Source organism: Geoglobus acetivorans (genome assembly GCF_039641995.1).
GTDB classification, from domain to species: domain Archaea; phylum Halobacteriota; class Archaeoglobi; order Archaeoglobales; family Archaeoglobaceae; genus Geoglobus; species Geoglobus acetivorans.
The window spans coordinates 505,937-530,457 of the sequence record NZ_CP087714.1; the positions used below are offsets into that span (position 1 = coordinate 505,937).

The 24,521-nt window shown below is 47.0% G+C and carries 37 protein-coding genes; 20 read left to right on the forward strand and 17 right to left on the reverse strand.

Features of this window, described 5'->3' with window-relative positions; all coding sequences use genetic code 11:
• Nucleotides 1-6 precede the first annotated feature (6 nt).
• Together crcB and LPQ35_RS02960 are read left to right on the forward strand one after the other, a co-directional pair.
• On the forward strand, nt 7-387 hold the full coding sequence (gene crcB / locus LPQ35_RS02955; RefSeq protein WP_346297677.1) for a fluoride efflux transporter CrcB: 381 nt from the start codon (nt 7-9) through the stop codon (nt 385-387).
• Nucleotides 384-716, forward strand: a complete 333-nt coding sequence (locus tag LPQ35_RS02960; RefSeq protein ID WP_346297678.1) for a DUF190 domain-containing protein — start codon at nt 384-386, stop codon at nt 714-716. Before crcB ends, LPQ35_RS02960 begins: the two co-directional genes overlap by 4 nt.
• Here the strand turns inward: LPQ35_RS02960 and LPQ35_RS02965 are convergent.
• Nucleotides 713-1,093, reverse strand: a complete 381-nt coding sequence (locus tag LPQ35_RS02965) for a DUF302 domain-containing protein (RefSeq protein WP_193806049.1) — start codon at nt 1,091-1,093, stop codon at nt 713-715. The genes LPQ35_RS02960 and LPQ35_RS02965 overlap by 4 nt on opposite strands.
• A 141-nt stretch (nt 1,094-1,234) precedes the next feature.
• On the opposite strand from LPQ35_RS02965, the gene LPQ35_RS02970 reads away from it, so the two are divergent.
• Both LPQ35_RS02970 and hisF read left to right on the forward strand, forming a co-directional pair.
• On the forward strand, nt 1,235-1,507 hold the full coding sequence (locus LPQ35_RS02970) for an acylphosphatase (RefSeq protein WP_193806047.1): 273 nt from the start codon (nt 1,235-1,237) through the stop codon (nt 1,505-1,507).
• A gap of 1 nt (nt 1,508) precedes the next feature.
• Nucleotides 1,509-2,324, forward strand: coding sequence for an imidazole glycerol phosphate synthase subunit HisF (hisF, locus tag LPQ35_RS02975; RefSeq protein ID WP_193806045.1), 816 nt, complete (start codon nt 1,509-1,511; stop codon nt 2,322-2,324).
• On the opposite strand, the gene LPQ35_RS02980 is transcribed toward hisF, so the two are convergent.
• The 3 genes from LPQ35_RS02980 to LPQ35_RS02990 form a co-directional block, all read right to left on the reverse strand.
• Nucleotides 2,321-2,683, reverse strand: coding sequence for a Rid family detoxifying hydrolase (locus tag LPQ35_RS02980; protein ID WP_193806043.1), 363 nt, complete (start codon nt 2,681-2,683; stop codon nt 2,321-2,323). The two genes, hisF and LPQ35_RS02980, sit on opposite strands and share 4 nt — an antisense overlap.
• 25 nt (nt 2,684-2,708) lie before the next feature.
• Entirely contained in the window at nt 2,709-3,575 is an 867-nt protein-coding gene (locus tag LPQ35_RS02985) for a cation diffusion facilitator family transporter (protein WP_193806041.1), read from the reverse strand.
• A 70-nt stretch (nt 3,576-3,645) separates the two neighbouring features.
• Nucleotides 3,646-4,185 (reverse strand): CDP-2,3-bis-(O-geranylgeranyl)-sn-glycerol synthase, encoded by a 540-nt coding sequence (locus LPQ35_RS02990; protein ID WP_193806039.1) that lies wholly within the window; start codon nt 4,183-4,185, stop codon nt 3,646-3,648.
• 70 nt (nt 4,186-4,255) lie between these two features.
• Here LPQ35_RS02990 and tes point away from each other — a divergent pair, with 70 nt between their 5' ends.
• From tes to LPQ35_RS03025, 7 genes are read left to right on the forward strand one after another with little or no spacing between them, the layout of a single operon-like run.
• On the forward strand, nt 4,256-5,779 hold the full coding sequence (tes, locus tag LPQ35_RS02995) for a tetraether lipid synthase Tes (RefSeq protein ID WP_193806036.1): 1,524 nt from the start codon (nt 4,256-4,258) through the stop codon (nt 5,777-5,779).
• Nucleotides 5,776-6,291, forward strand: a complete 516-nt coding sequence (locus tag LPQ35_RS03000) for a nicotinamide-nucleotide adenylyltransferase (protein ID WP_193806035.1) — start codon at nt 5,776-5,778, stop codon at nt 6,289-6,291. The genes tes and LPQ35_RS03000 overlap by 4 nt, the downstream gene beginning before the upstream one ends.
• A complete protein-coding gene (locus LPQ35_RS03005; protein ID WP_346297679.1) occupies nt 6,272-6,739 on the forward strand; it encodes a methylated-DNA--[protein]-cysteine S-methyltransferase in 468 nt (155 codons plus the stop codon). The genes LPQ35_RS03000 and LPQ35_RS03005 overlap by 20 nt, the downstream gene beginning before the upstream one ends.
• Nucleotides 6,740-6,762: 23 nt before the next feature.
• Nucleotides 6,763-7,161 carry a MarR family transcriptional regulator gene (locus tag LPQ35_RS03010; RefSeq protein WP_193806033.1) on the forward strand — a complete coding sequence of 133 codons (399 nt, stop codon included), beginning with the start codon at nt 6,763-6,765 and terminating at the stop codon, nt 7,159-7,161.
• Nucleotides 7,161-8,519 (forward strand): MATE family efflux transporter, encoded by a 1,359-nt coding sequence (locus LPQ35_RS03015; protein ID WP_203218934.1) that lies wholly within the window; start codon nt 7,161-7,163, stop codon nt 8,517-8,519. The genes LPQ35_RS03010 and LPQ35_RS03015 overlap by 1 nt, the downstream gene beginning before the upstream one ends.
• Entirely contained in the window at nt 8,516-9,865 is a 1,350-nt protein-coding gene (locus LPQ35_RS03020; RefSeq protein WP_193806031.1) for an MFS transporter, read from the forward strand. Before LPQ35_RS03015 ends, LPQ35_RS03020 begins: the two co-directional genes overlap by 4 nt.
• Before the next feature lie 31 nt (nt 9,866-9,896).
• On the forward strand, nt 9,897-10,118 hold the full coding sequence (locus LPQ35_RS03025; RefSeq protein ID WP_193806030.1) for a hypothetical protein: 222 nt from the start codon (nt 9,897-9,899) through the stop codon (nt 10,116-10,118).
• Here the strand turns inward: LPQ35_RS03025 and LPQ35_RS03030 are convergent.
• The 9 genes from LPQ35_RS03030 to LPQ35_RS03070 are packed head-to-tail and all read right to left on the reverse strand — an operon-like array spanning nt 10,109 to nt 16,418.
• Complete coding sequence (locus tag LPQ35_RS03030; RefSeq protein WP_193806029.1) at nt 10,109-11,623, reverse strand: ATP-binding protein; 1,515 nt, start codon at nt 11,621-11,623, stop codon at nt 10,109-10,111. The two genes, LPQ35_RS03025 and LPQ35_RS03030, sit on opposite strands and share 10 nt — an antisense overlap.
• A 59-nt stretch (nt 11,624-11,682) precedes the next feature.
• Nucleotides 11,683-12,642, reverse strand: a complete 960-nt coding sequence (locus LPQ35_RS03035; protein WP_193806028.1) for an NOL1/NOP2/sun family putative RNA methylase — start codon at nt 12,640-12,642, stop codon at nt 11,683-11,685.
• Nucleotides 12,639-13,178, reverse strand: a complete 540-nt coding sequence (locus tag LPQ35_RS03040) for a DUF2148 domain-containing protein (protein WP_193806027.1) — start codon at nt 13,176-13,178, stop codon at nt 12,639-12,641. The genes LPQ35_RS03035 and LPQ35_RS03040 overlap by 4 nt, the downstream gene beginning before the upstream one ends.
• A gap of 49 nt (nt 13,179-13,227) precedes the next feature.
• Entirely contained in the window at nt 13,228-14,070 is an 843-nt protein-coding gene (locus LPQ35_RS03045) for a UbiA family prenyltransferase (RefSeq protein WP_193806025.1), read from the reverse strand.
• Nucleotides 14,067-14,753, reverse strand: coding sequence for a heptaprenylglyceryl phosphate synthase (locus LPQ35_RS03050; RefSeq protein ID WP_193806024.1), 687 nt, complete (start codon nt 14,751-14,753; stop codon nt 14,067-14,069). The genes LPQ35_RS03045 and LPQ35_RS03050 overlap by 4 nt, the downstream gene beginning before the upstream one ends.
• A 44-nt stretch (nt 14,754-14,797) precedes the next feature.
• Nucleotides 14,798-15,373, reverse strand: coding sequence for a pyruvate kinase alpha/beta domain-containing protein (locus tag LPQ35_RS03055; RefSeq protein WP_193806695.1), 576 nt, complete (start codon nt 15,371-15,373; stop codon nt 14,798-14,800).
• Nucleotides 15,373-15,675, reverse strand: a complete 303-nt coding sequence (locus tag LPQ35_RS03060; protein ID WP_203218933.1) for a TIGR00304 family membrane protein — start codon at nt 15,673-15,675, stop codon at nt 15,373-15,375. Before LPQ35_RS03060 ends, LPQ35_RS03055 begins: the two co-directional genes overlap by 1 nt.
• A gap of 1 nt (nt 15,676) precedes the next feature.
• A complete protein-coding gene (locus tag LPQ35_RS03065) occupies nt 15,677-15,883 on the reverse strand; it encodes a TIGR00304 family membrane protein (protein WP_193806023.1) in 207 nt (68 codons plus the stop codon).
• Nucleotides 15,884-15,899: 16 nt separating this feature from the next.
• A complete protein-coding gene (locus LPQ35_RS03070) occupies nt 15,900-16,418 on the reverse strand; it encodes a flavin reductase (protein ID WP_193806022.1) in 519 nt (172 codons plus the stop codon).
• 113 nt (nt 16,419-16,531) lie between these two features.
• Here LPQ35_RS03070 and LPQ35_RS03075 point away from each other — a divergent pair, with 113 nt between their 5' ends.
• Genes LPQ35_RS03075 through ftsY form a run of 9 tightly spaced genes read left to right on the forward strand, consistent with a single transcriptional unit; the run spans nt 16,532 to nt 20,331 of the window.
• The gene (locus LPQ35_RS03075) at nt 16,532-16,771 is read left to right on the forward strand and encodes a YhbY family RNA-binding protein (protein WP_346297680.1); all 240 of its coding nucleotides are present in this window, start codon (nt 16,532-16,534) and stop codon (nt 16,769-16,771) included.
• Nucleotides 16,772-16,773: 2 nt separating this feature from the next.
• Nucleotides 16,774-17,223: a 30S ribosomal protein S19e gene (locus LPQ35_RS03080; protein WP_193806020.1), complete on the forward strand. Its 450-nt coding sequence runs from the start codon at nt 16,774-16,776 to the stop codon at nt 17,221-17,223.
• Between the two features lie 47 nt (nt 17,224-17,270).
• Nucleotides 17,271-17,606 carry a DNA-binding protein gene (locus LPQ35_RS03085; RefSeq protein ID WP_193806019.1) on the forward strand — a complete coding sequence of 112 codons (336 nt, stop codon included), beginning with the start codon at nt 17,271-17,273 and terminating at the stop codon, nt 17,604-17,606.
• Between the two features lie 9 nt (nt 17,607-17,615).
• Nucleotides 17,616-17,768, forward strand: coding sequence for a 50S ribosomal protein L39e (locus LPQ35_RS03090; protein WP_048092468.1), 153 nt, complete (start codon nt 17,616-17,618; stop codon nt 17,766-17,768).
• A gap of 9 nt (nt 17,769-17,777) precedes the next feature.
• Nucleotides 17,778-18,047, forward strand: coding sequence for a 50S ribosomal protein L31e (locus tag LPQ35_RS03095; protein ID WP_193806016.1), 270 nt, complete (start codon nt 17,778-17,780; stop codon nt 18,045-18,047).
• Nucleotides 18,048-18,049: 2 nt separating this feature from the next.
• Nucleotides 18,050-18,706, forward strand: a complete 657-nt coding sequence (locus LPQ35_RS03100) for a translation initiation factor IF-6 (RefSeq protein WP_193806013.1) — start codon at nt 18,050-18,052, stop codon at nt 18,704-18,706.
• A gap of 10 nt (nt 18,707-18,716) precedes the next feature.
• Complete coding sequence (rpl18a, locus tag LPQ35_RS03105; RefSeq protein ID WP_193806011.1) at nt 18,717-18,893, forward strand: 50S ribosomal protein L18Ae; 177 nt, start codon at nt 18,717-18,719, stop codon at nt 18,891-18,893.
• Nucleotides 18,890-19,312: a prefoldin subunit alpha gene (gene pfdA / locus LPQ35_RS03110; protein ID WP_193806009.1), complete on the forward strand. Its 423-nt coding sequence runs from the start codon at nt 18,890-18,892 to the stop codon at nt 19,310-19,312. The genes rpl18a and pfdA overlap by 4 nt, the downstream gene beginning before the upstream one ends.
• Nucleotides 19,313-19,314: 2 nt before the next feature.
• A complete protein-coding gene (gene ftsY / locus LPQ35_RS03115; protein ID WP_193806007.1) occupies nt 19,315-20,331 on the forward strand; it encodes a signal recognition particle-docking protein FtsY in 1,017 nt (338 codons plus the stop codon).
• A gap of 84 nt (nt 20,332-20,415) precedes the next feature.
• On the opposite strand, the gene LPQ35_RS03120 is transcribed toward ftsY, so the two are convergent.
• The 4 genes from LPQ35_RS03120 to LPQ35_RS03135 are packed head-to-tail and all read right to left on the reverse strand — an operon-like array spanning nt 20,416 to nt 24,490.
• The gene (locus LPQ35_RS03120) at nt 20,416-22,086 is read right to left on the reverse strand and encodes an ATP-dependent DNA ligase (RefSeq protein WP_193806004.1); all 1,671 of its coding nucleotides are present in this window, start codon (nt 22,084-22,086) and stop codon (nt 20,416-20,418) included.
• Nucleotides 22,087-22,111: 25 nt separating this feature from the next.
• Nucleotides 22,112-23,218: a LutB/LldF family L-lactate oxidation iron-sulfur protein gene (locus LPQ35_RS03125; protein WP_193806003.1), complete on the reverse strand. Its 1,107-nt coding sequence runs from the start codon at nt 23,216-23,218 to the stop codon at nt 22,112-22,114.
• On the reverse strand, nt 23,215-23,586 hold the full coding sequence (locus LPQ35_RS03130) for an LUD domain-containing protein (RefSeq protein WP_193806002.1): 372 nt from the start codon (nt 23,584-23,586) through the stop codon (nt 23,215-23,217). Before LPQ35_RS03130 ends, LPQ35_RS03125 begins: the two co-directional genes overlap by 4 nt.
• Complete coding sequence (locus LPQ35_RS03135) at nt 23,573-24,490, reverse strand: heterodisulfide reductase-related iron-sulfur binding cluster (protein WP_193806001.1); 918 nt, start codon at nt 24,488-24,490, stop codon at nt 23,573-23,575. The genes LPQ35_RS03130 and LPQ35_RS03135 overlap by 14 nt, the downstream gene beginning before the upstream one ends.
• Nucleotides 24,491-24,521: the final 31 nt, after the last annotated feature.

A 24,521-nucleotide genomic window follows, 5' to 3' on the forward strand; every position in this document is an offset into this window, starting at 1 on the left:
CTGGATGTGCTTCCAGCTTACGTGGCTCTCGGTGGTATGTTTGGAGCGCTCGCCAGATATGTGCTTTCGGGCCTGATTCAGAATGGCAGGTATTTTCCCGCCGGGACTCTTGGAGTTAACGTTATTGGTAGCTTCTTTCTTGGATTCTTCATGTTCTCGTCGGAATATTTTGGTCTCTTCTCTCAGGAAGTCAGAGCTTTCATTGCAATAGGTTTTCTCGGATCATTCACAACGATGTCCACATTCAGCTATGAATCCTTCCGCCTGCTTTCTGAGGGAAATCTTATCTATTTCCTCGCAAATATCCTGCTGAATGTTGCGGGATGCATTGCTGCGGTGTATGCAGGAAGAGCATTTGCTCTTACACTCTGGAGGATGGTAATGTGAGAGAGGGCATTCTTCTCAGGATATACATAGGTGAGAGCGATAAGTATGAGGGTAAGCCCCTGTACAGGTATATTGTCGAATTCTGCAGAAAAGAGGGTATAGCCGGGACAACTGTTCTGAGGGGCATGCTCGGCTATGGAAAATCGAGTGTGATTCACAACTCGTCCATACTGAGACTTTCGGCCGACCTTCCTGTTGTCATCGAAATCGTCGATGATGTTGATAAAATCGAGAGAATAAAACCAATGCTGGCGGAAATAGTCAGAGAGGGTCTGATAACTGAAGAAAGGGTAAAAATAATAAGTTACACAGGGAGAGAAGAGGGTTAAATCGAATCAATTACTCTTTTGAGTCTCTCTTCTACCGTGCTGGCAACCTCTTTCACTTCCTCATTTCCAAACTGCTCTGCAAGTTTCAGGGGAGCCACGGCGGAAACAACGACCCTGCCATTTTCCTCGTAAACAACAACATTGCAGGGCATCAGCAATCCAAAGTCTCTGTCAGCCCTGAGGGCCTGACTGGCGTACTGGGGATTGCATGCTCCGAGAATGATGTAGTTGTCGAAATCCTCGCCTGTTTTTTCTTTTATCGTTTTTCTTACATCTATTTCACATAATATTCCGAAACCGTTTTCAGCAAGCTTTTCCTTGGCCTTCCTCACGGCTTCTTCAAAACTGAGGTTAACTGTCTTTTTGTATCCAAGCATGGTTTAATGTCTGTCCGGGTTTGAGATAATGTTGTGGGTCTTTTGCACCGGACTGCAAAACCGCTTCACTGTTGCTTATGTCCGCTCGGGGGATGGATTTGCAAAACATTTATTTTGTTAGCAAAACAGCTTTTGAGTGGTATGAAAAGGTTGAAGATTCACGTTAGCGGTGTGGTTCAGGGTGTGGGTTTCAGATACTTTACCCGGCAGAGGGCCAACGAACTCGGAATTAGAGGGTATGTTGCGAATCTTCCTGATGGTCGTGTTTTGGTTGTTGCGGAGGGTGATGAAAAGACCCTTGATAAATTCATTTCAGCACTGAAAGAGGGTCCGAGGCTGGCCAAGGTTACCGGGCTTGAGATTGATGAAGAGGACTACACAGGCGAGTTTGATAAATTCGAGGTAAGGTATTAGCATGCTGACCAAGAGGATTATCCCCTGTCTGGATGTAACCCTTGATGGGAAGGGGGCAAGGGTTGTTAAGGGAGTGGAGTTTGTAAACCTCAGGGATGCCGGAGATCCCGTTGAGATGGCGAAGAGGTATGATGAGGAAGGAGCAGACGAGCTTGTTTTTCTCGACATTACCGCTTCAGCTCACGGCAGGAGGACAATGGTCGATGTCGTGGAGAGAACCGCCGAGGAGGTTTTCATACCGTTTACTGTTGGTGGAGGGATTAAAACCGTAGAGGATATCAATTTGATGCTGAGTTCCGGAGCGGATAAAGTTTCAATAAACACTTCAGCAGTAAAGAATCCAGAACTTGTAAGAGAATCTGCGAGAATCTTTGGATCGCAGTGCATAGTTGTTGCCATAGATTGCAGGAGGAATTTCGACCTGAGCAGAGGGAAGTACGTGGTGGAGCTTGAGGACGGAAGTAAGGCATGGTATGAGGTTGTTATCTATGGCGGAAGGAAACCAACGGGGATCGATGCAGTGGAATGGGCGAAGAAGGTTGAAGAGCTTGGGGCGGGAGAAATTCTGCTCACGTCGATGAACCGTGATGGGACGAAGGATGGTTACGACATTCCCATAACCGGAAAGATCAGCGAGGAGGTCAGCATACCTGTGATAGCATCCGGCGGAGCAGGTAAGCCCGAGCATTTTCTTGAGGCTTTTGAGGATGGTAAGGCGGATGCAGCCCTTGCTGCGAGCGTTTTTCATTTCAGGGAAATCGAGATTGTTGAGCTGAAAAAATACCTGAGCGAGAAAGGTATAGCGATGAGGCTTTAACCGTCTTTGAGGGCAATGACTTCGATCATCAGCTCCGCATTTTTTGGCAGTGCAGACACTTCAACGACTGATCTGGCTGGCTCATGTGAGAAGTATCTTCTGTAAACCTCGTTGAATCTGCCGAACTTGCTGACGTCTTTAAGATAAACTGTTACCTTCACGACCTGGCTGAAATCTGCCCCAGCTGCTGCAAGAATTTTTCCAACGTTTTCCAGCGTTCTCTCGACCTTTTCTTCGAATTCGGCGTTATTAACGTTCTCCGGAGGTATCTGTCCGGAAAGAAATATGAGGTTTCCCGCCTCAACAGCATGGCTGTATGGTCCGGCCTTTGGCACATCTTCCGAATTAATTCGTTTCATAACTCAGATGTGTCTGAAAAATATGTTAAATTTTGCCGTCATTGTCGCCCGAAATGTCGATGTGGACGAAAGCCTCGCTTACCTCTTCAATTTCTCTCAGCTTTTTCTTCACCTCGGTTCCGATGTCGTGTGCCTCTTTGAGCGTCTTGTCTTCTGAAACCTCAATGTGTATGTCCACCTGAAGATCCTTCCCGACGTAATGCGCTCTGAGGTCGTGTATGCCTTCCACTCCATCCACGCTTTTGGCAACCTCCCTTATTTTCTCGATGGTTTCCTCAGCCGGGCACATCCCGGTGAGGTAGTGAATGTTTTTCTCCATGATTTCAAATGCCGCTTTTGCTATCATCGCCGCCACTGCAATTCCTGCGAGCGAGTCTCCATAGATAAATCCTGATTTCTGGAAGAGAAGGCCTGCCAAAACGGCGATGCTGCTGAGAACGTCACTTCTGTGGTGGTATGCATCCGCTATCAGAATCTGGTTGTTGAGTTTCTTTCCCGCCCTGAGCGTGTACTGGGTCAGGGCCTCCTTGGACACTATGGAGAATATCACCACTCCGAGCATGATCTCATTGACCTGGATAAACTCTGCAGACGAAATCCTTTTCAGAGCTTCTCTGCCAATTTCATAGGCGGTGAGAATTAATATTACGCCTATGATGAACGCGAAGAGAGGTTCGAATCTTGAGTGTCCGAAAGGGTGGGTTTTGTCGGGCGGTTTGGATGAGATTCTCACCCCTATGTAACCTATTGTGGTTCCCAGAATGTCTGAAATTGAGTGAATCCCATCAGAGATGAGCGCGAGGCTGGAATAGAGAATACCCGTAATAATTTTTATTGCCGCTATTCCGATATTGGCCACGATTCCGATGGCGAGAACTCTGTAGGGATTCATACTACCCCGGTAACTCCATTTTCAATATATCTTTTGTGCTTTTGAAGCTGACAGTGTTTTCAGCCGGATATCACCATGGGACGTTTTTGAGCCTCAGCAGGTATGCCAGGTAATTTATGAGGCGGTGGAGGAGAGGGGTAATTATTATTCCAGCAACGATTGTTTCAGGAGTGAAGATCTCCCAGAAGCTTTCGTGTAGGCTGGCCATCAGGTACGCCACCACAAGAAAATCGAGCTGGTCGAGCAGGGGAGCTTTCTCCCCTCTTTCAATACCCATCCTTCTTTTTATGAAACTGCCTGCAATATCTCCTGCTAGAGAGCCGAATGACAGGAGAAAAAATAACCTTAGGGCTGATAAAAATGGAATCTCCGAGAACACGGAAAATCCGAAGAGAAGCTCGATTCTGTACTGGATAACTCCTGTCAGCAAACCTCCTGCAAGACCGCCGAGAAACCCCCTGAATGTTTTTCCATTTCCGAGGATCCTTTTACCATCCACAAAGTTTTTCCCCAGATCGATCGGTTTTCCACCACCGGTTATGACTGCGAAATTATTGGGAGTATATGCGGGAAGGAGAATCCAGATGGCTGTGAGCAGGATTTCAAGCATAAGACACGGATACGAAATGTTGATATATCCTTTTCGATAAAGATGTTTGAATATTATTGGAGGTGAACGAATGAGTAAAGTTGATTACCTGACAAAATCACTCTGTCCTGAATGTTTAAGGATAATCGATGCAAGAGTGTATGAGGAAGACGGGAGGGTGATGATCAGCAAAACATGCCCTGACCACGGGGATTTTGAGGACGTTTACTGGGGAGACAGCAGAATGTTCAACAGGGCGATGAAGTACGCCCATGACGGACACGGAATTGAAACCCCAACCGTCGATGTTTTTGACTGTCCGTTTACCTGTGGTCTTTGTGTGGGGCATAAGAGTCATACCGCTCTTCTAAACATCGTTCTTACCAACAGGTGCGATCTTGCGTGCTGGTACTGCTTCTTTTACGCCAAAAAAGCAGGATACGTTTACGAGCCAACCATAGACCAGATTGTGGACATAGTAAGAAATGCGAAGAACATGAAGCCCGTTGGAGCCAACGCCGTCCAGCTTACAGGAGGTGAGCCAACGCTCAGGGACGACCTTGTGGACATCATAAAAGCAATAAAGGCCGAGGGCATAGATCACATCCAGCTAAACTCAAACGGTGTTCGGCTGGCAAGTGATCCTGATCTGGCCTTGAAGCTTAGAGAGGCAGGAGTGAACACTCTGTATCTCTCTTTCGATGGTGTTGATCCGGAAACGAATCAGAAAAACCATTATGATGTGCCAAATGTTCTTGAAAACTGCAGAAAGGCGAATCTGGGTGTGGTGCTTGTTCCAACAGTTATAAGGGGCGTGAACGACAATCAGCTTGGTGACATCATCCGCTTTGGTTTTGATAATATCGATATTGTTAGAGGTGTAAACTTCCAGCCCGTGAGCATTACGGGCAGCGTTCCGAGGAAGGAGAGAGAGAAGATCAGAATAACCATACCCGATGCAATAAAGAAGATTGAGGAACAGACTGATGGAGAAATTGCGAGGGAAGACTTCTACCCCGTCCCGAGTGTATCCCCCATTTCCCACTTCGTTGAGGCCATTACTGGAAAGCCCCAGTACGAGCTGACAACACATTTTGCCTGTGGGATGGCGACGTATGTTTTCAAGATTGATGGAAAAATGGTTCCCATAACCAGGATCGTTGATGTGGAAGGCCTGTTTGAGTATTTGAACGAAAAGGCTGAGGAAATCGGCAAGAGCAGGATGAAAACGATCAGAACGCTCAAGGGAATCATCGATCTCAGGAAGTTCGTCGACTCCTCAAAGGCACCCTTTGATTTGAGCAGAATACTTTTCGACATCCTTGTGAGACATGACTACTCATCTCTCGGAAAGTTCCACATGGATGCTCTCTTCATCGGCATGATGCATTTCATGGATCTCTACAACTACGACATATCGAGAGTGAGGAGGTGCGAGATACACTATGGCACTCCGGACGGCAGGATAATCCCGTTCTGTGCCTTTAACGTGATTCCTGAGGTTTACAGGGATAAGATACAGGCTAAATACGGAATACCGATAGAGGAATGGGAGAGCAGAACGGGGCGCAAACTTCAGGATGACATTGTGAGGGTTGTGAGGAAAAAGACATGAGAGCATTTTTTATTGGCAGGTTTCAGCCCTATCATCTTGGGCATCATGAGGTCCTGAGGGAAATTTTTTCGGAAGTGGATGAGGTTGTCATAGGGATTGGAAGCGCTCAGGAAAGCCATACCGTAGAGAATCCGTTTACTGCAGGAGAAAGAATAATGATGGTGGACAGGGCGGTGGGAGAAATCAAAAATCCGGGGCAGAAGGTTTACATAGTACCTCTTGAGGACGTTTACAGAAACAGTTTGTGGGTGAGCCATGTTGTTTCAATGACTCCCTATTTTGATGTCATATACAGCAACAACCCTCTTGTGATCAGGCTTTTCAGGGAGGCTGGTTTTGAGGTCAGGCGAACGAGGATGTTCAACAGGATGGAGTACCATGGGACTGAGATAAGGAGAAGGATGATCTCCGGGGAGAGATGGGAGGACCTGGTTCCAGAGCCGGTTGTGGACGTTATTGAGGAAATTGATGGCGTGAGGAGGATAAGGGAGATTGCAAACACGGACTTCTGAGACAATCGTGGTTGAATGGAACTGGGATTTCGTCGCCCGTCTGAAAGACGGGATGGTCCTGAAGGCTTGTTTTGCGAGAGAGTGTGTGGAGGAGTCAATTGAATCTGAATTCGCAGAGAATCTGAAAAGGAGACTTGAACGTTATTTTAAGGGCAGAGCGGTCGATTTTACCGATGTAAACGTCCTCTATCCAACACCGTTTTCCGAGAGGGTTTTGAGGGTCGTCAGATCAATACCTTTCGGGTTGGTCGAGAGCTATTCCTCAATTGCAGAAAAGGTTGGAACGTCTCCGAGGGCTGTTGGGGTGGCTCTCAGATCAAATCTGGTACCGGTAATCGTTCCGTGCCACCGGGTGGTTTCAAAAGCGGGCATCGGTGGTTACTCTCAGGGTGAGAGCATTAAAAAAGCCCTTCTCGAACTCGAATCAAAGTTTCATGGGAAACTTTAAAAATCGCAGTTATTGCTTTCCCTGTGGATCTGCTCAAGTACATATTTCTGATAAACAGGCATGTCAGGAAAGAGGTTCAGAGGGAGCTCGGGGGAAAGCTGAACTTCCTCGAATTTAAGGTTCTTCTGACTGTTTACAGGGGTGTGGAGTCCCAGATTGATATTGTGGAGGAAACCGGACTTAGCAAGGGCACAGTCTCCAAGGCGCTTAAAAAGCTTGAAGAGGGTGGTTTTATCGTAAGAAAGAGGTCTGGCAGAAAATACGCTGTTGTGCTGACCGAAAGTGGCCAGAGCATCATGCAAGAGTTTGAAAATCTCACAGACGTGCTGGGCAGAAAGATGCTTGCAGGTTTCGAGGATGAGGAAATAAACGCCCTGGAGAGGTTTTTCAGAAAAATGCTTGAAAATCTGGAGGAGAGATGATGAAAACAGAGGGCGTAAGGATACTTCTCGGTGAGCCTGAGAAGGCAATCATAAAGCTTTCAATCCCCATGATGATCAGCAACCTCGTCTTCAACCTGTACAATTTCGCTGATGGAGTCTGGGTTGCGGGACTTGGTGCAGAGTCCCTGTCTGCAATCGGACTCTTTATGCCCCTTTTCCTGATGTTCATCTCTCTTTCAATGGGTCTCGGAATTGGAGCCAGCTCGGCCATTTCGAGAAGAATAGGTGCGAAGGACAAGCGTGGTGCAGACAATGTGGCCTTGCATGCACTGCTGATGTCCATTGCTGTTGGAATAATTATTACATCAACGCTCTTCAGGCTTGAGGAGATTCTCTCACTTCTCGGTGCGAGAGGTGAGGTTTTGCAGGAGGCTCTGGTGTATTCGAGGATAATCGTTGCCGGAGGGATGCTCATAGTCTTCAACAATGTGGCAGTCGGGATACTGAACGGAGAGGGGAGTGCGAAGAAAACAATGTATGCGAACGTTGCCGGCTCGCTGATGAACATAGTCTTGGACCCGATTCTGATATACTGGGCAGGTTTGGGCATTGCGGGAGCAGCGTTTGCGAGCGTGCTTTCGATGCTGATATCAACTGCAGTGATTATTTACTGGCTCTTTTTCAGCAACAGAACGTTTGTGGAGGTGAAACCCGCACATTTCAGACTGAGCAGGAAGATATTTTTCGACATTCTGAGAGTGGGAATACCGTCAGCTTTTGCAATGCTCACGATGTCGGTCGCGGTGATTGTGATAAACTCTCTGATCATAAGGGTTGACAGTGCGGATGGCGTTGCTGTTTTTACCAGCGCGTGGAGATTCGTTCAGTTCGGTTTCATACCCCTTTTCGGTTTTGCCGGGGCTGCCACTGCCGTTATCGGTGCAGCCTTTGGTGCGAGAAATATTGACAAGCTTGAGAGGGCATACCGGTATGCCATCAAGCTCGGGGTGAAGATAGAGGTAGTTTTTCTTGCCATCACGTATCTTGCTGCTCCATACATTGCCATGGCCTTCACGTACAGTCAGGCAAGCGCCAGGCTTTACGATGATATTGTCCTCGCACTCAGAATCCTTCCTGTTTTTCTTCCATTTGCGCCCTTGGGAATCACCACATCCTCTATGTTTCAGGGAGTGGGCAGGGGGGAGTATTCGTTCGTTATAACGCTCATGCGGACAATACTCTTTCAGATAACCCTCGCATACATCCTCGGAATCTTCCTTGGATTCGGTCTCAGGGGCATCTTTACCGGCATAGCGACCGGAAACATAATGAGCGGGATCATCGCAGTAACCTGGGGTCTGACTTTTATTAAAAATCTTAGGAGAGATGCTGCATGAGAAGGTCAGTTTTAATGGCCGTCACCATCACCTCGTTCATGACTCCCTTCACTCTCTCGTCTGTGAATGTGGCCCTGCCTCTTATAGCTTTTCAGCTCAAGGCAAACACAACCGAAATGAACTGGATTGCGACGAGTTTCCTCATCTCATCAGCCATTTTTCTTATTCCGTTTGGCAGGCTGGCAGATATTCGTGGCAGGAGGATGCTCTTCATAACCGGAACTGCTATATTTTCTCTTGCATCGTTGTTCGCAGCATTTTCCTTGACTCCAGAAATGCTCATTGCATTCAGATTCCTTCAGGGAATTGGAGGGGCAATGATTTTCTCTACAGGCATTGCAATGCTGACATCTGCATTTCCGCAGGAAGAGAGGGGCAAGGTTCTGGGGATCAATACTGCTGCAGTTTACACGGGCCTGAGTGCGGGTCCGTTTATCGGGGGGATGCTGACATCAAATTTTGGCTGGAAAAGCGTGTTTTTGGTGACTTTCATTGCCGGAGTGTTTGCTCTGGCCGTTTCTGTAAGAAAAATAAAAACAGAATGGGCTGAAGCGAAGGGTGAGGGGTTTGACTATGCTGGCAGCCTGCTGTATGGCATGACAATCTTATTTTTCACTCTCGGCGCATCGGAAAGACATGGCCTGTACATGCTGCTGCTTTCTCTGTTCTCTTTTATCGCATTTTTTGTCTGGGAAAGGAGACAGGTGTATCCTGTGATAGATCTAAAGCTTTTCACATCGAATCTGCCTTTTGCGCTGTCAAATCTTTCCGCACTGCTCAACTACTCTGCAACCTTTGCACTGACTTATCTCCTGAGTGTTTACCTTCAGCTTGTCAGAAACCTCGATCCCGGTAGGACAGGAACGATTCTTGTGGCTCAACCCGTCGTCATGGCTCTGCTCTCTCCACTGGCGGGCTGGCTCTCTGACAGGATCGAACCCAGATATGTCGCCTCGTTGGGAATGCTGCTGAACGCTCTGGGTCTTTTCATGTTCTCCGGCATAACCGAAAAAACTGCGGTTACGACTCTTGTTCTCTATCTGGCTGTTATGGGAACTGGCTTTGCCCTGTTCAGTTCACCCAACACAAACGCAGTTATGAGTTCGGTTGAAAGAAGGTTTTACGGCATCGCCTCAGCAACCCTTTCAACAATGCGGGTCGTTGGACAGACCATGAGCATGGTTATTGTCATGCTGGTTTTCTCCTCGACAATCGGGACTGCGATGGTGTCTTCGATTGATCCTATGGATCTTATGAATGCCATGGGTATTGCGTTCTCGATTTTTTCAGGTCTCTGCACTGTGGGAATATTCACGTCGCTTTTCAGGGGAAACATCAGACAGTAATGTTATTAAAAACTGTAACAGACTGGAGTCCATGTGCCTTTCAAAACGGGAAAGGGAATTCATCAACGACTGGCTGAGCTACATGGATGGTGAGATAACTCTTTCCGAATTTGTTGCCAGGTGGAAAAGCGAGGGTGATGACTGGAAGGTGTACATGCGCGTTATGAGACACAGAATCAATAAAAAGTACCGAAGGATGCTGAATGACCTTATACTCATGAAGAAATTTCTGGAGCTGGAATATCATCCCTGAGGTTTCCGGAAGTACAGGTGAAATACTGCACCATCTCTGTCAGAGTTTTCGGCATAGACTCTTCCGCCATACTTTTCCATGAGCTTTTTGACGATGTACAGTCCGATGCCCGTGCTTCCCGAGAGGCTGAACCCCTCTTCGAAAATCTTGTCAATGTCTGTTTCGGATATGCCGGTTCCGTAATCCTTCACGACCACGTGGATGTATTCTCCTTCATCTTCTATTTCGAAACTCATCTTTTCGGATTTTCCATGCTTTATTGAGTTATTGATGAGGTTGTCAAACACGGAGTAGATGCCCGCATCTGCGATAACCTCTGCATCGCCTTTGATTTCAGAGTCTATCTGGTAATTCCGGATAACGTCTTCGATAACTTCTTTGAGCCTGAATCTCTCGAATTCGGAGTCCTTGATTATTCTCTCCACATCTCCCAGTGTTTTAATTGTTCTTGAGGCTTTGTCGATCCTGCAGGTCATTTTGTCACAGAACTGGCAATGGTCTTTCCCAAGCTCCGCATATCCTCTAATGGCAGTCAAATCGTTCAGCAGATCATGCCTCAGAACCCTGTTAACGACTCTGAGATTTTCAAGGGCTTTCTGCAATTCGTTTCTGTTTTTCTCAATCTCTTCCACCGCAAGGTTTATTGAATCCAGCAGTTCCGATATTTCATCATCGCCATCATCCGTGAGCTTTTTCTCTGTCCTGAAACCGTGTTCCCTGATGTTCACCATGTAGTTTCTTATTCTCTGAATCCTTCCGAGAATGTCTCTGTCGAAAAGGTAGTATCCAACTGTGGAGAGAATTGCCGTCAGAAATATGAAAACGTAGATTCCTTTTTTCAGTGCATCAAGTACTACGGGTTCCAGTCGATCCTCATAACCTATCGTTATGTATCCGACCGTCTCTCCGTTCAGACTTTTGACGGGGATGTATCTGGCGAACTTCATCTGAAGTTCATCCGGTTTGGTTACAAACCCAATGACTTCTATCTCGTAAATATCTTTCAGCTCCTTGAAATAGTTTTCATCTATCCTGTCCAGAAGAATGTATGCCGTCCCTTCCTCTTTATTCACGTCAGCACAGACTATGTATAGTGTGTCCAGCTTTTCGAACCCGCACACCTTACCATCAATTCCGGCATCTCTGACCATCTGAACGAATTTAAGAGGTGCGGGTATGTTTCCATTTGTAATCACGGTAATTCTGGTACCGTTTTCTTTAACAACGATGAACCCGTCCAGGTGGTAGTTTTCCAGCATTATCTGCTTTATCCTGCCCGTGTTGTTCCCGTTATATGCCAGCTCGAAGAACTCCATGTATGATTTTAATTCCATTGTTTCCTCTGAAAGCACCTCTGTCAGGGATTTCTCCCCATCATTCAGGAGGTCCTGAAAATACGCCTGCTTGGCGTTGAAAATCAGGTGACCGGTTATTCCGAAGTTTATTATGTAGAATGCAATTAGAAGTCCGGTAATTGTGAACGCAGCTTTAAACCTGAGTTTCATTCGATTATGGAGTCTGTTAAGGCTTAATTTAATCTTTTCCTATAACAGCGTGATGTGTGTCAATCCTTGACAATCTTTGCCACGAAGAATCCAGAGCATCTGTGGATGTGGGGGTAAATTCTTCTGGCCTTTTTCAGCTCACTGTCCAGCTTCATGCCCCCGATTTTGGTGAGAGCCGGCACACCGTATTCCACTTCCTCCAGGTGAATCCTGTGTTTTTTGAGCATTTCGTTAATTACGAGTTCGTTCTCCTCAGGTGTCAGGGAACATGTGGAGTACACGATAACTCCACCTTTCCCGATTGATTTAATGGCGGACTCGAGCATTCTGGTTTGCAGTGATGAACAGAACTTGATGTCTTCCACGCCTCTCGAGATTTTTCTTGAAGGGTCCTTGTGGATTATCCCTTCTCCGGTGCACGGAGCGTCGAGGAGAATCTTATCCGCTTTCATGCCGAGCCTGTGAAATTCGGCCGAATTCATGTGCAGTACTGCGGTGTTAAGAACGCCCATTCTGTGCAGGTTGTCTATCAACGCAGGTATTCTGTCCCTGTTTCCTTCAATGGCGAGCAGCTTTCCTCTGTTGCCCATGATCTGGGCGATCATTGTGGTTTTCCCGCCAGGAGATGCTGCAAAGTCTATCACGAATTCCCTTGCTCCCGGATTCAGGGCCAGAGGGGGGATGCATGAGCTTTTGTCCATTATGTAGTAGTATCCCATCAGGTATTCCGGTGTCGCTCCAATGCTGTATGGCTCTTCTATGACTTCATAGCAGAACCTCACATCCGTCTCCCTCAACCTGAAGCCCCTGTTTTCGAGCCTTCTGATCACTCCGGACTCGTCCGTTTTTATCGTGTTTACTCTTATGTATTTTGGAATGTTTTCCATCGCCTCAACAAGCTTCTCAGACTCTTCTCTCCCGAAAAACCTCTCCCACCTTCTTATGATGAACTCATCGTATCCGTATTTCTCGGAGAGTTTCCTTGAAAAATCTGAAGATGGAAAATCAAAAATCATCATCTGTCGAAGAACGGATTTTTGGCCGTAACGGATACCGGAATCCCCATCACGACATCTGACTTTGCAAGTCCGAGCTTTCTGGCTGCCGTACCAATTCTGTACATGACTCTCGTGTCTGCCCCAAGTATCGAGGCAAGTTTTGCTGCCGAGCCTATCGCTATTCCGAGATCTATTAGCTTGAACGCACAGTTTGGCCCGGTGAAGTCTTTACCGTCGATCCTTTCGGAATTTTCGAACTCCTTACAGCTCTCGAATCCACACGCTCCGCATCCAAGGCCGAGTGGTTTGCTGCCATACACACCGATCAGCAGGATCGCGTCAGCCTTCTTAACACTTTCTGCATCTCTGACAAAGTTTTTCTCCCTTGATTCTGCCATTTCAAGCATTTTTTCCACGATCCTGTCTTTGTCCTCTCCCTCAATAACTGCTATTTCCACGTCATCTTCTCCCTTGGATTTCGGTGCAGTCTGTGCTGTCAGCGCCATCAGCTTTGCAGAAAGGACTGCAAGCTCTTTTCTCAGTTCACCGTCAAGCATACCTATCACCCTGTATTGTTTAAGACGTCTGAAATAAAAACTCTGTCTTTCACACAGCCCCGAGCAGAAAACCGACCAACCCGAATAAGAGTGCAATCATCGTTTTCTTTCTCAGACTCCTTATGTCTACGGTATCCACACCCGAGAAGAGCCTTCTGGCAGAATCAAGAAGGAGAACGTCGCAAATTGCGACCGGAATGAAATATTTGATATCTGCGTACTCGGGAATAAGCATTACGGCAAAGCTCAGCAGAATTGCAGTAATGAACAGGAATGCAGAAACCTTGCTGGCTTTCTCCGCTCCATACATCCTTGCCAGCGTTTTAACATCTCTGAGAGCGTCTCCTTCAATGTCTTCTATGCCCTTCATGATCTCTCTTGCGAGCCCGGAGAGGAATGCAATGGATGATAGCAGCAGGATTTCAGAGTTCAGATTACCTGCAACGACACCTCCGAATATGAACGGTGCGGCCATGGAAAATGCGATGTATGCGTTGCCTGCAAGGCCAAACTCCTTGAGCTTCACGTCGTAAGCGTAACCCAAGACGGTAATTCCAAGAGCCAGCAGAAATGCAGGGATGGAAATCAGGCATGCAAAGATAAACCCCGGAACTGCAAAAACTGCTGCAATTATCAGCGCATCTTTTTTGCTCAGCTCTCCTCGGACGAGAGGTCTGTCGAGCCTTTTGTTGGTGATATCAACCTCATAATCGAAGTAGTCGTTCAGTGCGAAGGCAGATGCCTGAAGGAAGAGGGCGGTAAAAAAGCCGAAAACTGACAGCCTGAAATCAAATTCGCCAAGGGCTATGTATGCCCCAGCCACAACACCAAGGCCATAGATAAATCCATGTTCGAGCCTGGTCAGCTCCCAGATGGCTTTGCCCGTTTTCATGGTATTGTTGAGAGGTACGCCTCTATTCCCTTCTCATAGATAACGTTGCCGACTATGATTGTATGTGCGTGTTTCAGCATCTCTGCTGCTTTATCTCCACTGTCAATGCCCCCACCGTAAAAGAGCCTTGCCTTTCTGATCACGTTTCTGATGGCTCTGACGTATTCCGGATCTCCGTACCTGCCGCTGTACTCCACATAGATTACCGGCAGATTCAGCATTTCCCCAACAACTGCGTAGCTTGCTGCAAGGTCTTTGTCTATGTTGCACAGCGCTCGGGTAACTCTTCCCACAGCAGAATTCTCATTGAGGACTATGTAGCCCTCAAGAATGACCTTTCTGTCAAAGACCTCCATGAACTGGTCAAGTCTCTCCAGATTCATTCTGACCCACTTGGCATGCTTCCCCGTAATCCACTCTCCGTCGGCAGAATTCAGGACTGTGGGAACAAACAGGTAATCTGCCTCATATATTACATTGGACGGATCAGAGGGTTCGAGGATGGTTGTTAGGCCGTAGTCCTTAACCTGTTTGAAAAGGCTCGCGGCTTTCTCGTAAGTAACGTTCTGCGTTCCCGAAACCATCACAGCATCCGTACCACTTTCCGCAACCGCTTTTACAAGCTCTGGGGGGTTTGGTCTGTCCGGATCAAGCTTTGTTATATGTCTGAGTTTCTCCAGCATCTTTCAGCAGAATGAGTCTGGAAAATAAAAATGTTTTCTCACCACTATCTCTTGTTCCTCGGCATGCATATTATCTCCTTTATCTCCATGTTGAAAAACGTGTTCATGTGTGCCGGTCGGAGAATTACGGCAGTATCTGCGCCCCTCCCTCTTCCTCCTACTGCAACAACCTCTTCTATCGGTATTGCTCCACTGTCTGCAGCCATTATGGCGATTTCCACGCAGACCTTCATTCCATGGCCAAAAAGGGACCTCAAGGCTTCGGCTATAGCCTCCGTTCTGCTCGCTCCTCCAAGTTTTCTGCTTATGCTCCTTTCAAGTCCGCTCAGGATGTGGCTCTGCCTCACGACCGTAACACCGCTGTTTCTGAGAAAGTTCTCGGTCTCGGCATCCAAGCTGTTTTTCCCCTCTTCGTAAAAGCCCGTGTGATATGTGACGCAAACGAGGTTCAGGTCTTTCCCCTGGGAGTATTCCAGCATTTTTCTTGCAGTATAGCCTGTTGAGGATGCAAAGACCACGTGCTTTATTCCTCTTGCCACAGCCCGCTCAATTGCGAGTTTTACGGTCTCGTCCGTGTTGTCCCTACCGGGTTTTTCGAAATAACGTATTTTTTCAACCATCATACTGCGTTCACCCACAGGATTATGGACAGGAGCATGATGACGAGCGTCAGGATGAGTGCATAGGTTGCATATTTTGAATCTCCAAAAACAATTGGAATGGGGCCTATAAGCACGACCCCTCCGGCTTTGACTTTCTCCTTTTTTTCAAATTCGAAATCGTCTGTCTTCACAGCGGGATCGAAATTTACAGGGTGTGGATGCACGTCCTGAGTATGGGGAATTTCCACAGTCTCGGTGATTCCCCTGATGAGAAAAAACAGTCCGATAGTCATTATTGCAATTGCAACATACTCGAGCATGTCACCACCTCATGGCCGAGATTGCAACTATCGCTGCGATGGCAATGACTGCGAGAGCCATGATGTCCGGGGAATCTCCAAAAACCACCGGTATTGGGCCTATAAGCACGACCCCCCCAAAGCTCACGGATTCAGCCTTTGAAATCAGGTAGAGCGTAAGTCCGAGGAATATTAGGGTTATGCCGGAAAAGACCTTGACAGGGTTCATGAGAAAATAAATGGTGTCAGGGATTAAAAACTTCATCGCTCTGGCAGGTGAAGTTTGCTCCCGTGAAGGCATGCATCAGGAATTTGTAGTCTTTCGTGTTCGGTTTTCCGTTTTCAAACGCATCTCCATGAGTAACATTCACGATCTCTCCCACAAAGAATATGTGGTCTCCCACCTCGACCTCCTTGACGACCCTGCACTCGAGATTTGCCTGGCACTCCTTTATGGAGGGGGAGCTTACCTTTTCGGATGGAACAAAGGTTACGCCCATTTTCTCAGCCTTGTTCTCCTTCGCACCGCTTACCGTTCCAGCCACCCACACGTCTTTGAGAAGCTCCACTGTTGGAACCGCTATAACGAAATCTTTCTGCTTCTCAATCAGCTTTCTTGTGTGTCTGGTTTTTCCTATTGCCACTCCAAGAAGAGGAGGATTGAAGCTGAGGGGTACAACCCAGTCTGCTGTCATCGGGTTCGGTCTCTCCACTGTTCCGGCCACAACAAGATATGTTCTCAGGGGATACAGGTGTCCCAGCATGTTTTCAATTGAGCAGAATTGGAATATATCTCTTTCGTACCAGTCTGGAAATCTGGTGCTTTCTCGAAAATGCTGCACAAAATTTTTAAAACCACGTGATGAGTAAGGGAAGCATGACTGATAAGATTGTAACAGTCAATATAGGCAAAAAGGGGATTAACGATAATCTGGTAAATGAAATCAACATGATTCTGAAGAAGAGGGGAGTAGTCAAGGTCAAAATGCTCAGGAATTTCAGAAATATGACCATGGGCGGTGTGGATAGAAAAGCCCTTGCAAGGGAAATAGCGGGTATGATTGATGGTGAGCTTGTTGATGTTAGAGGGTTTGTTATGACGTTCAAGAGGTGTTGAATATGGCGACAGTGTATGATGTTCCTGCAGATATTCTGATTGAAAGGGTTGCCGGAAAGCTGAAGGAGATGGATGAATTCAGGCCCCCGGAGTGGGTTGGTTACGTTAAAACTGGGGTTCACAAGGAGAGAAGCCCTGAACAGGGCGACTGGTGGTATTACAGGGTTGCAGCCGTTTTCAGGAAAGTTTACGTTGATGGGCCGGTAGGAATTGAGAGGCTCAGGACGGCTTACGGTGGCAGAAAGAACAGAGGAGTGAGGCCGGAGAGGTTCAGAAAGGGTAGCGGTTCAATAATAAGAAAGGCCCTTCAGCAGCTTGAAACTGCTGGTTTTGTGGGCAGGACTGATGGGGGTAGAGTGGTTACCCCGCAGGGAAGGTCATTCCTCGACAGAATCGCAGCAGAGATCAAGAAAGAGCTTGAGAAGGAGATTCCAGCTCTTGCGAAATACTGAAAAACTTTTTTACATCTCTGATCAGAATTGATATCTGGTGAGGTACCATGGACGACTTAGAGGAGATAAGGAGAAGAAAACTGATGGAACTTCAGGCTCAGAGGCAGAAAGAGCTTGAGGAGCTTGCACAGCAGCAGGAGATGGCAAGAAGGATTGAGGAGCAGAAAAAAGCAATACTTAAAGCCATACTTGAACCTGAGGCGAGAGAAAGGCTTACAAGATTGAAACTTGCTCATCCTGATATTGCCGAAGCCGTTGAGGCTCAGCTCATCGCTCTTGCACAGTCCGGCAGGTTGAGAAGTAAAATAACTGATGAGATGTTGAAGGAGATTTTGAGAAGGGCCATGCCGAAAAAGAGAGAAACCAAGATCATTAGGAAGTAGGTGATTTGAATGGGGAAGAAGACGGTTGGTGTTAAGAGAAGGCTCGGAAAATTTTTGAAGCAGAACAGAAGGGCTCCAATCTGGGTCACGATTAAGACAAAGAGAGAGGTTGTGTACAGCCCGAAGAGGAGGCACTGGAGGTCAAGGAAGCTTAAGGTGTGAGGTGATCTTATGGCGAAGGTCGAGCTTGAGAGAGTCTATACGATTGGTTTGAGGCAGAAGATGAAGAAATACCCGAGATGGCTCAGAGCGAAAAAGGCGGTTAAATACGTCAGGAACTTTCTCAGCAAGCACATGAAGGCTGAGCTGGAGAATGTCAGGATCGATTCAAGCATAAACGAAAAAATCTGGGAAAGAGGCGGTAAGAAAGTTCCAGCCAGAATCCGGGTGAGAGCAGTAAAGTTTGACGATGGCATCGTCGAGGCCGAGCTGGTAGAATAAATATGGCTGAGCTTACAGCAGTACACGGAAATCCGCTGATAGGCCTGTATGCAAGAGTTTCTGATGATTTTGCAGTAGTTGGTATCAGGGATGGGAAATTTGAATCTCTGATCAGAGAAGAGCTCGATGTTGACGTCGTGAGGACAACAGTGTGCGGCTCTGAGCTTGCGGGAGCAATGGTCGCTCTGAACTCAAAAGGCATCGTGGTTTGCGGACATGTGATGAAGAAGGAGCTCGAGATGCTTGAGAAATCATTCGAGGTTCTGGTTCTTGAGACCGAGATCACCTGCATGGGCAATGTCATTGCAATCAACGATCATGGCGCCCTGGTCCATCCGGACCTTGGAGATGACGTCATATCAAAAATTTCGGAATTTTTTGACCTTGATGTTCATCGCGCCACGATTGGAGGGATAAAGACTGTCGGCATGTCTGCAGTGGTTACGAATAAGGGAGCTTTGGTAAATCCAAACACAAGCGAATGGGAGTTAAAGAAGGTGGAGGAAGTGCTTGGCGTGGAGCCGGTAAGGGGGACTGTTAACTTTGGAAGCGAGATGGTCGGAACGGGGGTTGTTGCGAACTCGAAGGGATATATTGCCGGGAGAGACACAACCGGGTTCGAGCTGGGTGTGATTGAGGAAGCTCTCGGATTTTTGTGAGGTGGTGGTAATGAGGTTTGAGGTTAGCGGGAAGTTCAGGAATGGTATGGTCTGGATGCCTTTCACAAAGGTTGTTGAGGCACATAATGAGAGGTTTGCGGTTGAGAAGGTATACTCGCTCATAGGCAGCAACCACAAGGTGAAGAGAAATCTTATTAAAATCGAGAATGTAAGGAGGAGTGAATGACGGCAGAGAATGCTATTCAGGAAAGGCTGATATTTCTTGAAGAGTTGAGGCGAGAGGCGGAAGGGATACAGGCGAGGATAGTCGAGATTCAGCTGATTAAAGAGGAACTGAAGAGAACACTTGAAAGCCTCGAATTCTTTGAAAAAGCCGAGGGCGATGTGGAAGCTCTGCTGAACCTTGGTGGAGGGGTCTTTGCCTACGTTGACGTCAAAAACAGCAGGAAGATGCTTGTGGACGTTGGAGCGGGCATTGTGGTCGAGAAAGAAATAAAAGAGGCCATTGAAACTCTAAACAGGAAAAAGGAGAGCGTTGAGGAGACTGAGAAGAAACTCAGAGAACTTCTTGAGCAGATTGCAAAGCAGATGGAGAAAATACAGAAGGAGATTGCTGAGATTGCCAGGACAGAAAAACAGGAATAGTTATGTTCAAAGCCATAAGGGATAAGCTCAAGTCTTTCAGGAAAACGATTGATGAGGAAGCAGAAAAAGAGCTGAAAGAAGAAACTCCAGTATCTGAAAGCAGTGAACCCCAGGAAAAAGAAGATGTGGGAGTAAAGGAGAAAATTTCTTCACTCCTCCTTAGGAGAGAGGTAATAATTGATGACTCCAAACTGGATAAGATTCTTCCTGAACTTGAGATGATTTTGCTTGAGAGTGATGTTGCCTTTGATGTTGTTGACAGAATCTCTGAAGAGCTGAGAGAGAGGTTGAGAGGCAGGAGAAAGAAGATTGGAGAAAGTCTTTCCGATGTGGTTCTCAGCGAGCTTAAAGAAGTTCTAAGAGAGATTTTAAGCCAGAATGCTTTTGATTTTGATGAATGGGTCAGGAGCAGGTTGAAGGAAAAGAAGCCTGCTGTCATTCTGTTTGTTGGTGTTAACGGTACCGGAAAGACAACAACCATCGCCAAGGTTGCCAGAAGGCTGATGGATAACGGCTATTCTGTTGTCCTTGCTGCTGGCGATACATTCAGGGCGGGAGCCATAGAGCAGCTTGAAGAACATGCGGACAGACTGGGTGTCAGGATTATAAAACATAAAGCCGGTTCAGACCCAGCAGCAGTGATTTTCGATGCGATAAAGCATGCTGAGAGCAAGGGAATTGATGTCGTGCTTGCAGACACCGCAGGCAGGATGCACACAAAGAAAAATCTGATAGATCAGCTCGAGAAGATAAAGAGGGTCACCAAGCCGGATTTGATCGTGTTTGTTGATGAGAGTATTGCCGGCAACGATGCGATCGAGAGGGCTGAGATGTTCAACGAGGCTGTCGGCATAGATGGAAGCATTCTAACGAAGCTGGATGCAGATCCAAAAGGTGGAACAGCGATATCGATAGCATATGTTACTTCAAGGCCGATTCTCTTCATAGGCACCGGGCAGGAATATGGGGATCTTGTGAAATTTGATGCTGACTGGTTGATAGAGAGAATTTTCGGGTAACCTTCTGCTTTCTGCACTTTTGGCGTTATTTCATTTCTGCTCAAAAAATGAATGGTGGCAGGCTCAATATAGTTTTTATGAACGCTATGAGCCACCCTTGCTCCTGAACTGCACCTCGTAGAGTCTTGCGACCCTCTCTATTGTATCTGCTTCCTCAACGCTTTTGTCATCTCTGAGCCTGACGAATCTCGGAAATCTCAGAGCGTAACCGCTCTCATACTTTGGGCTTTTCTGTATCTCCTGATATGCCACTTCGAAAACGTATTTTGGATTGAATACTATTCTTTTTCCCTCTTGGTACTCGATTTCAGGCTTGAAAAGTTCAGTCAGCTCTTCAAGGTCCTCATCTGTAAACCCCGTTGCAACCTTGCCCACTCTAAGCAGCCCCCCGTACTCGTCCAGACATGCAAGCTCAAACGAGCTTATCAGGTTGCTCCTCTTGCCCTCGCCCCACTCTCCTCCAACAACCACGAGGTCAAGAGTTTCCATGGTCGCCTTGAGCTTGAGCCAGTTCTTCCCCCTCTTTCCGGGAATATATCTCGATTCCAGATTTTTCAGCATCAACCCCTCGTGACCTGCCTGAATTGCCCTGTCGAACTCCTGCTGGATTACATCCACGTCCGAGGTTACAATCTGTTCTGCCACTTTTACAGCATCGCTTTCACCTATAGCAGAAATGAGTCTCGTTCTTCTTTCCTTCAGCGGAAGGTCTATTACCTCGCCATCGTCGTACAGGATGTCGTACAGGTAGACTTTCAGGGGAATCTCTTCCACCATTCTGGACACGCCGTGCTTCCTCCTGAACCTCCTGAGTACGTGCTGGAACGGCATTGGCCTTCCGTCCTTGACGGCGATAACCTCGCCATCGAGAATGACGTTCTCCCTGACGCATCTCTTTATCTCGCTGACGATATCTGGCAGGGCGTTTGTAACGTTTTCAAGCCTCCTTGAGTAGATTGTAACTCTGCCATCGGCGTAATGAATCTGGACTCTTGAGCCATCAAACTTCCACTCGACTCCAAGCTCCTTGATTTCCCTCGTTGCTTCCTCGAGGCTTTCTGCAACCTGGGCGAGCATCATCTTTACGGGGATATGAGGGGTTATCCTGAGGGACAGCAACGCCTGTTTCCCACCGTTTTTCGCCTCAACTGCAACCTTTCCAAAATCGTTTGTGATCATGTATGCCCGCTCGACAATTTCAGACTCGATTCCAAACGCCTTTCCTATTGCATCTCTTATTATCCCCTCTCCTATGCCCAGCCTCATTTCCCTGAGTATCAGTCTGGTCAAGTATCTGGCTTCAATCGGACTGCAGAGCGAATACAGCTCAGAGAGCAGCAGTATCTTCTTTTTCTGGCTCCCCCCTCCTTCAAGGGAACTGATCTCGTCGAATATTTCTCTCAACTTCTTTACTGTAAGCTCCTCTCTGAAGAGCAGGGTCTGGGTCTTCTTCTTAACGAGTTCTTCTGCGGCAAGACCGAAATCTCCCTTCTCCCTTATCAGATTTTCAATTGTCTTTCTGTCAATACCTGTCGCTATTCTCATGGCCTCATAGATCAGCCCCACTCCGACGCCCAGGTCCCGCTCACTCCATTCCGGGTAAATTCTTCCCTGGAGGAAGAGGACTGCGTTGTACAAATCATCCTCATCCTCAATCTCCCTTATGAAAACGGCAATTCTTGCTGTTTTTTCAAGTGTGGATGATATTTTTTCAACAATCTGACAGAGCTCAGCAAATTCCGAGAATGTGAGCATAAAAATAGGTGTGTCAGGGGATATATTACTGTTGTCTAATGTCCTGCTCAAGGATTCTCTTTCTCAGCGACCTTATGATGCCGGGCATGTCAATGCTCATCGGACAGACTTCCATGCATTTTCCGCACAGCGTTGAGAGGAAACACAGTTCAACCATCTCGCCAGTTACTGCACTCCAGCCCATGCCCATCGGCCCTCCGTACACATCTCCCCCCCAGATGTTTCCGGCAAGCTGGAAAACAGGGCATTCAAGCTGACATCTTCCGCACTTGACACACGAAAGCTGTTCTCTGTATGGGGTATTCTTTCTGCCATTATCGATGAGTATTGCGTGCATTATCTGCTCGGTTGCCTTCTCGTTTATGTTGATGTATGCTGGAGGGAATGTACCGAAAAATGCGGATTGCACGAGTACGGATTTGAGGGCAAGCTCGTCGGATGGGAGGATCTTGTCTATGCTTATCAGGGCAATGTAGGTTTCCGGCAGGGAGGTTGATAGCCTGATGTTCCCTTCGTTCTCTATCAGGAAGATCCTTCCCGTCTCTGCCGAAAATGCGTTGCATCCGGAAATACCAACATCAGCCTCCAGGAATTTCTTTCTCATGAATTTTCTAACTCCTCTGGCCATCTCTTCAGCATTTTTCCCTTTAACTCCAATTTTCTGTAGAATTCTTCCCACTTCCTCTTCAGAATAATGCAGAGCAGGAATAACCATGTGCATTGGCTTATCTCCTGCAAGCTGAACTATCAGTTCTCCGAGGTCGGTCTCCCACACCTCGTTTCCAAGCTTTTCGAGATATTCTCTCAGGTGTATCTCTTCAGATACCATTGACTTTGCCTTCACAACCGTTTTTCCTTCTCCAACTATTTCACCAGCAATTTTCCTTGCCTCATCAGCATTTCTGGCTTGGTGAACCTGAACGCCCTTCTCTTCAAGAGTCCTTACGGCTTTATCAATCCAGTAGTCGTAATTCTCAGCCACATCAAGCCTGGCTTTTTTAACCTCATCAGCAAAATCGAACAGGTATGGGTGGTTCTCTATGTTCTTCCTTACGGCATCGCTCAAGTTTCTAAGAGATCTCAGAATTCCCTCTTTGATTGACGGTCTGTTTATGGCATCATATACGTTCATTCTTTCACCTCGATTATTACGGTCAGCTTTCTCGGTCCGTGCATCCCGAAGACCAGCTTTCCCTCGATGTCCGCAGTCTTGGATGCGCTGCTTGAGGCGAAGAGCATACCTGATTTGTTCAGAGCATGTCTGTAGGCTGAGATTATGTCGCTTTTAACATCATCTGTTTTGAGAATTACAACGTGGTGGTCTGCCAAGCCAGCATTTTTTTTCTCCTCAAAGCCCCCGAAAAAGACGATTCCCGTGTTTTCATCAGCACTCAGAGCGATGCTGACATGGGCATTCCCAAATTTCTGAATCTCTTTTTCTGCGTTATCCGTTACGATAACCTCGACGCCGTTATGCTTGAGAGATTCAGCGATCCCCATCTCCAACCACCAGGGCGAAATCGACGGCATTTCCTCCCGCTCTTCTCAGGTTTGCAAGGCATATCGGACAGAAGGTGATTATGTTGGAATTTCCAAGCTCTTCAAGTCTGAGCTTTGCTATCTCTTTAGAAATCTTAGGAGACAGTGCCTCTATCGGTCCTCCGCAGCAGTTTGTCATCTTTTTGGAGTATACCACATCCATGTAATTTACGCCGGCTGAGTTAAGCACTTCTCTTATTCTGTCCGATATCTCAAGATATCTTCCGTAATAGCACGGATCGTGAATCACAAATTCCTCGTGATTCCTGCTTTTTGGCTCACCAATCAGCTCAATGTAGCTTTTAACCTCGAATTCCATTCCGGTGTATTCGGGGTAAAGTTTTCTCAGGGCGTAGGTGGTGTGAGGGTCTGGAGTTACGATTCTCTCAACTCCAGCTTTGCTGAGCTTTTCCGCAACGAATCTGGCATGCTCTCTGAATCCATCATCATCCCCAAGGTCGTAAAGCAGAATACCGCTGTAAAAGTCAAGTTCGGGCAGGTAGTAAACATCTGTTCCGGATTTTACGAGCAATGAGTGAATGCTCCTGAGAATTCTGTCTGCCTCATTCCTACTGTCTTTTGGAGTTATCATGCTGAGAACGCTGAATGAAACCGGAACGTATCTGGAAAGGGAAAGCAACGTCTGCAACCGGGAGTTCTCGACTTTTTCCAGCCATCTTGTAACTGTTTCGATGTAGGGCGTTAGCTGGTAAAGCATTCCCGTGAAGAAGAACCATTCTCCCTCGTTTTTGATGTCCGTTTCTTTCCACCATGTGTTTATTTTTTCATTCCCCATTCCGAGAGGGTTTCCTGTTTTTCTCATGTTTTCTGACAGGAATTCAATCACGTACTTCGGCCTTATCATCTTCTCACCTCTTGGGAAATGATGCCCACTG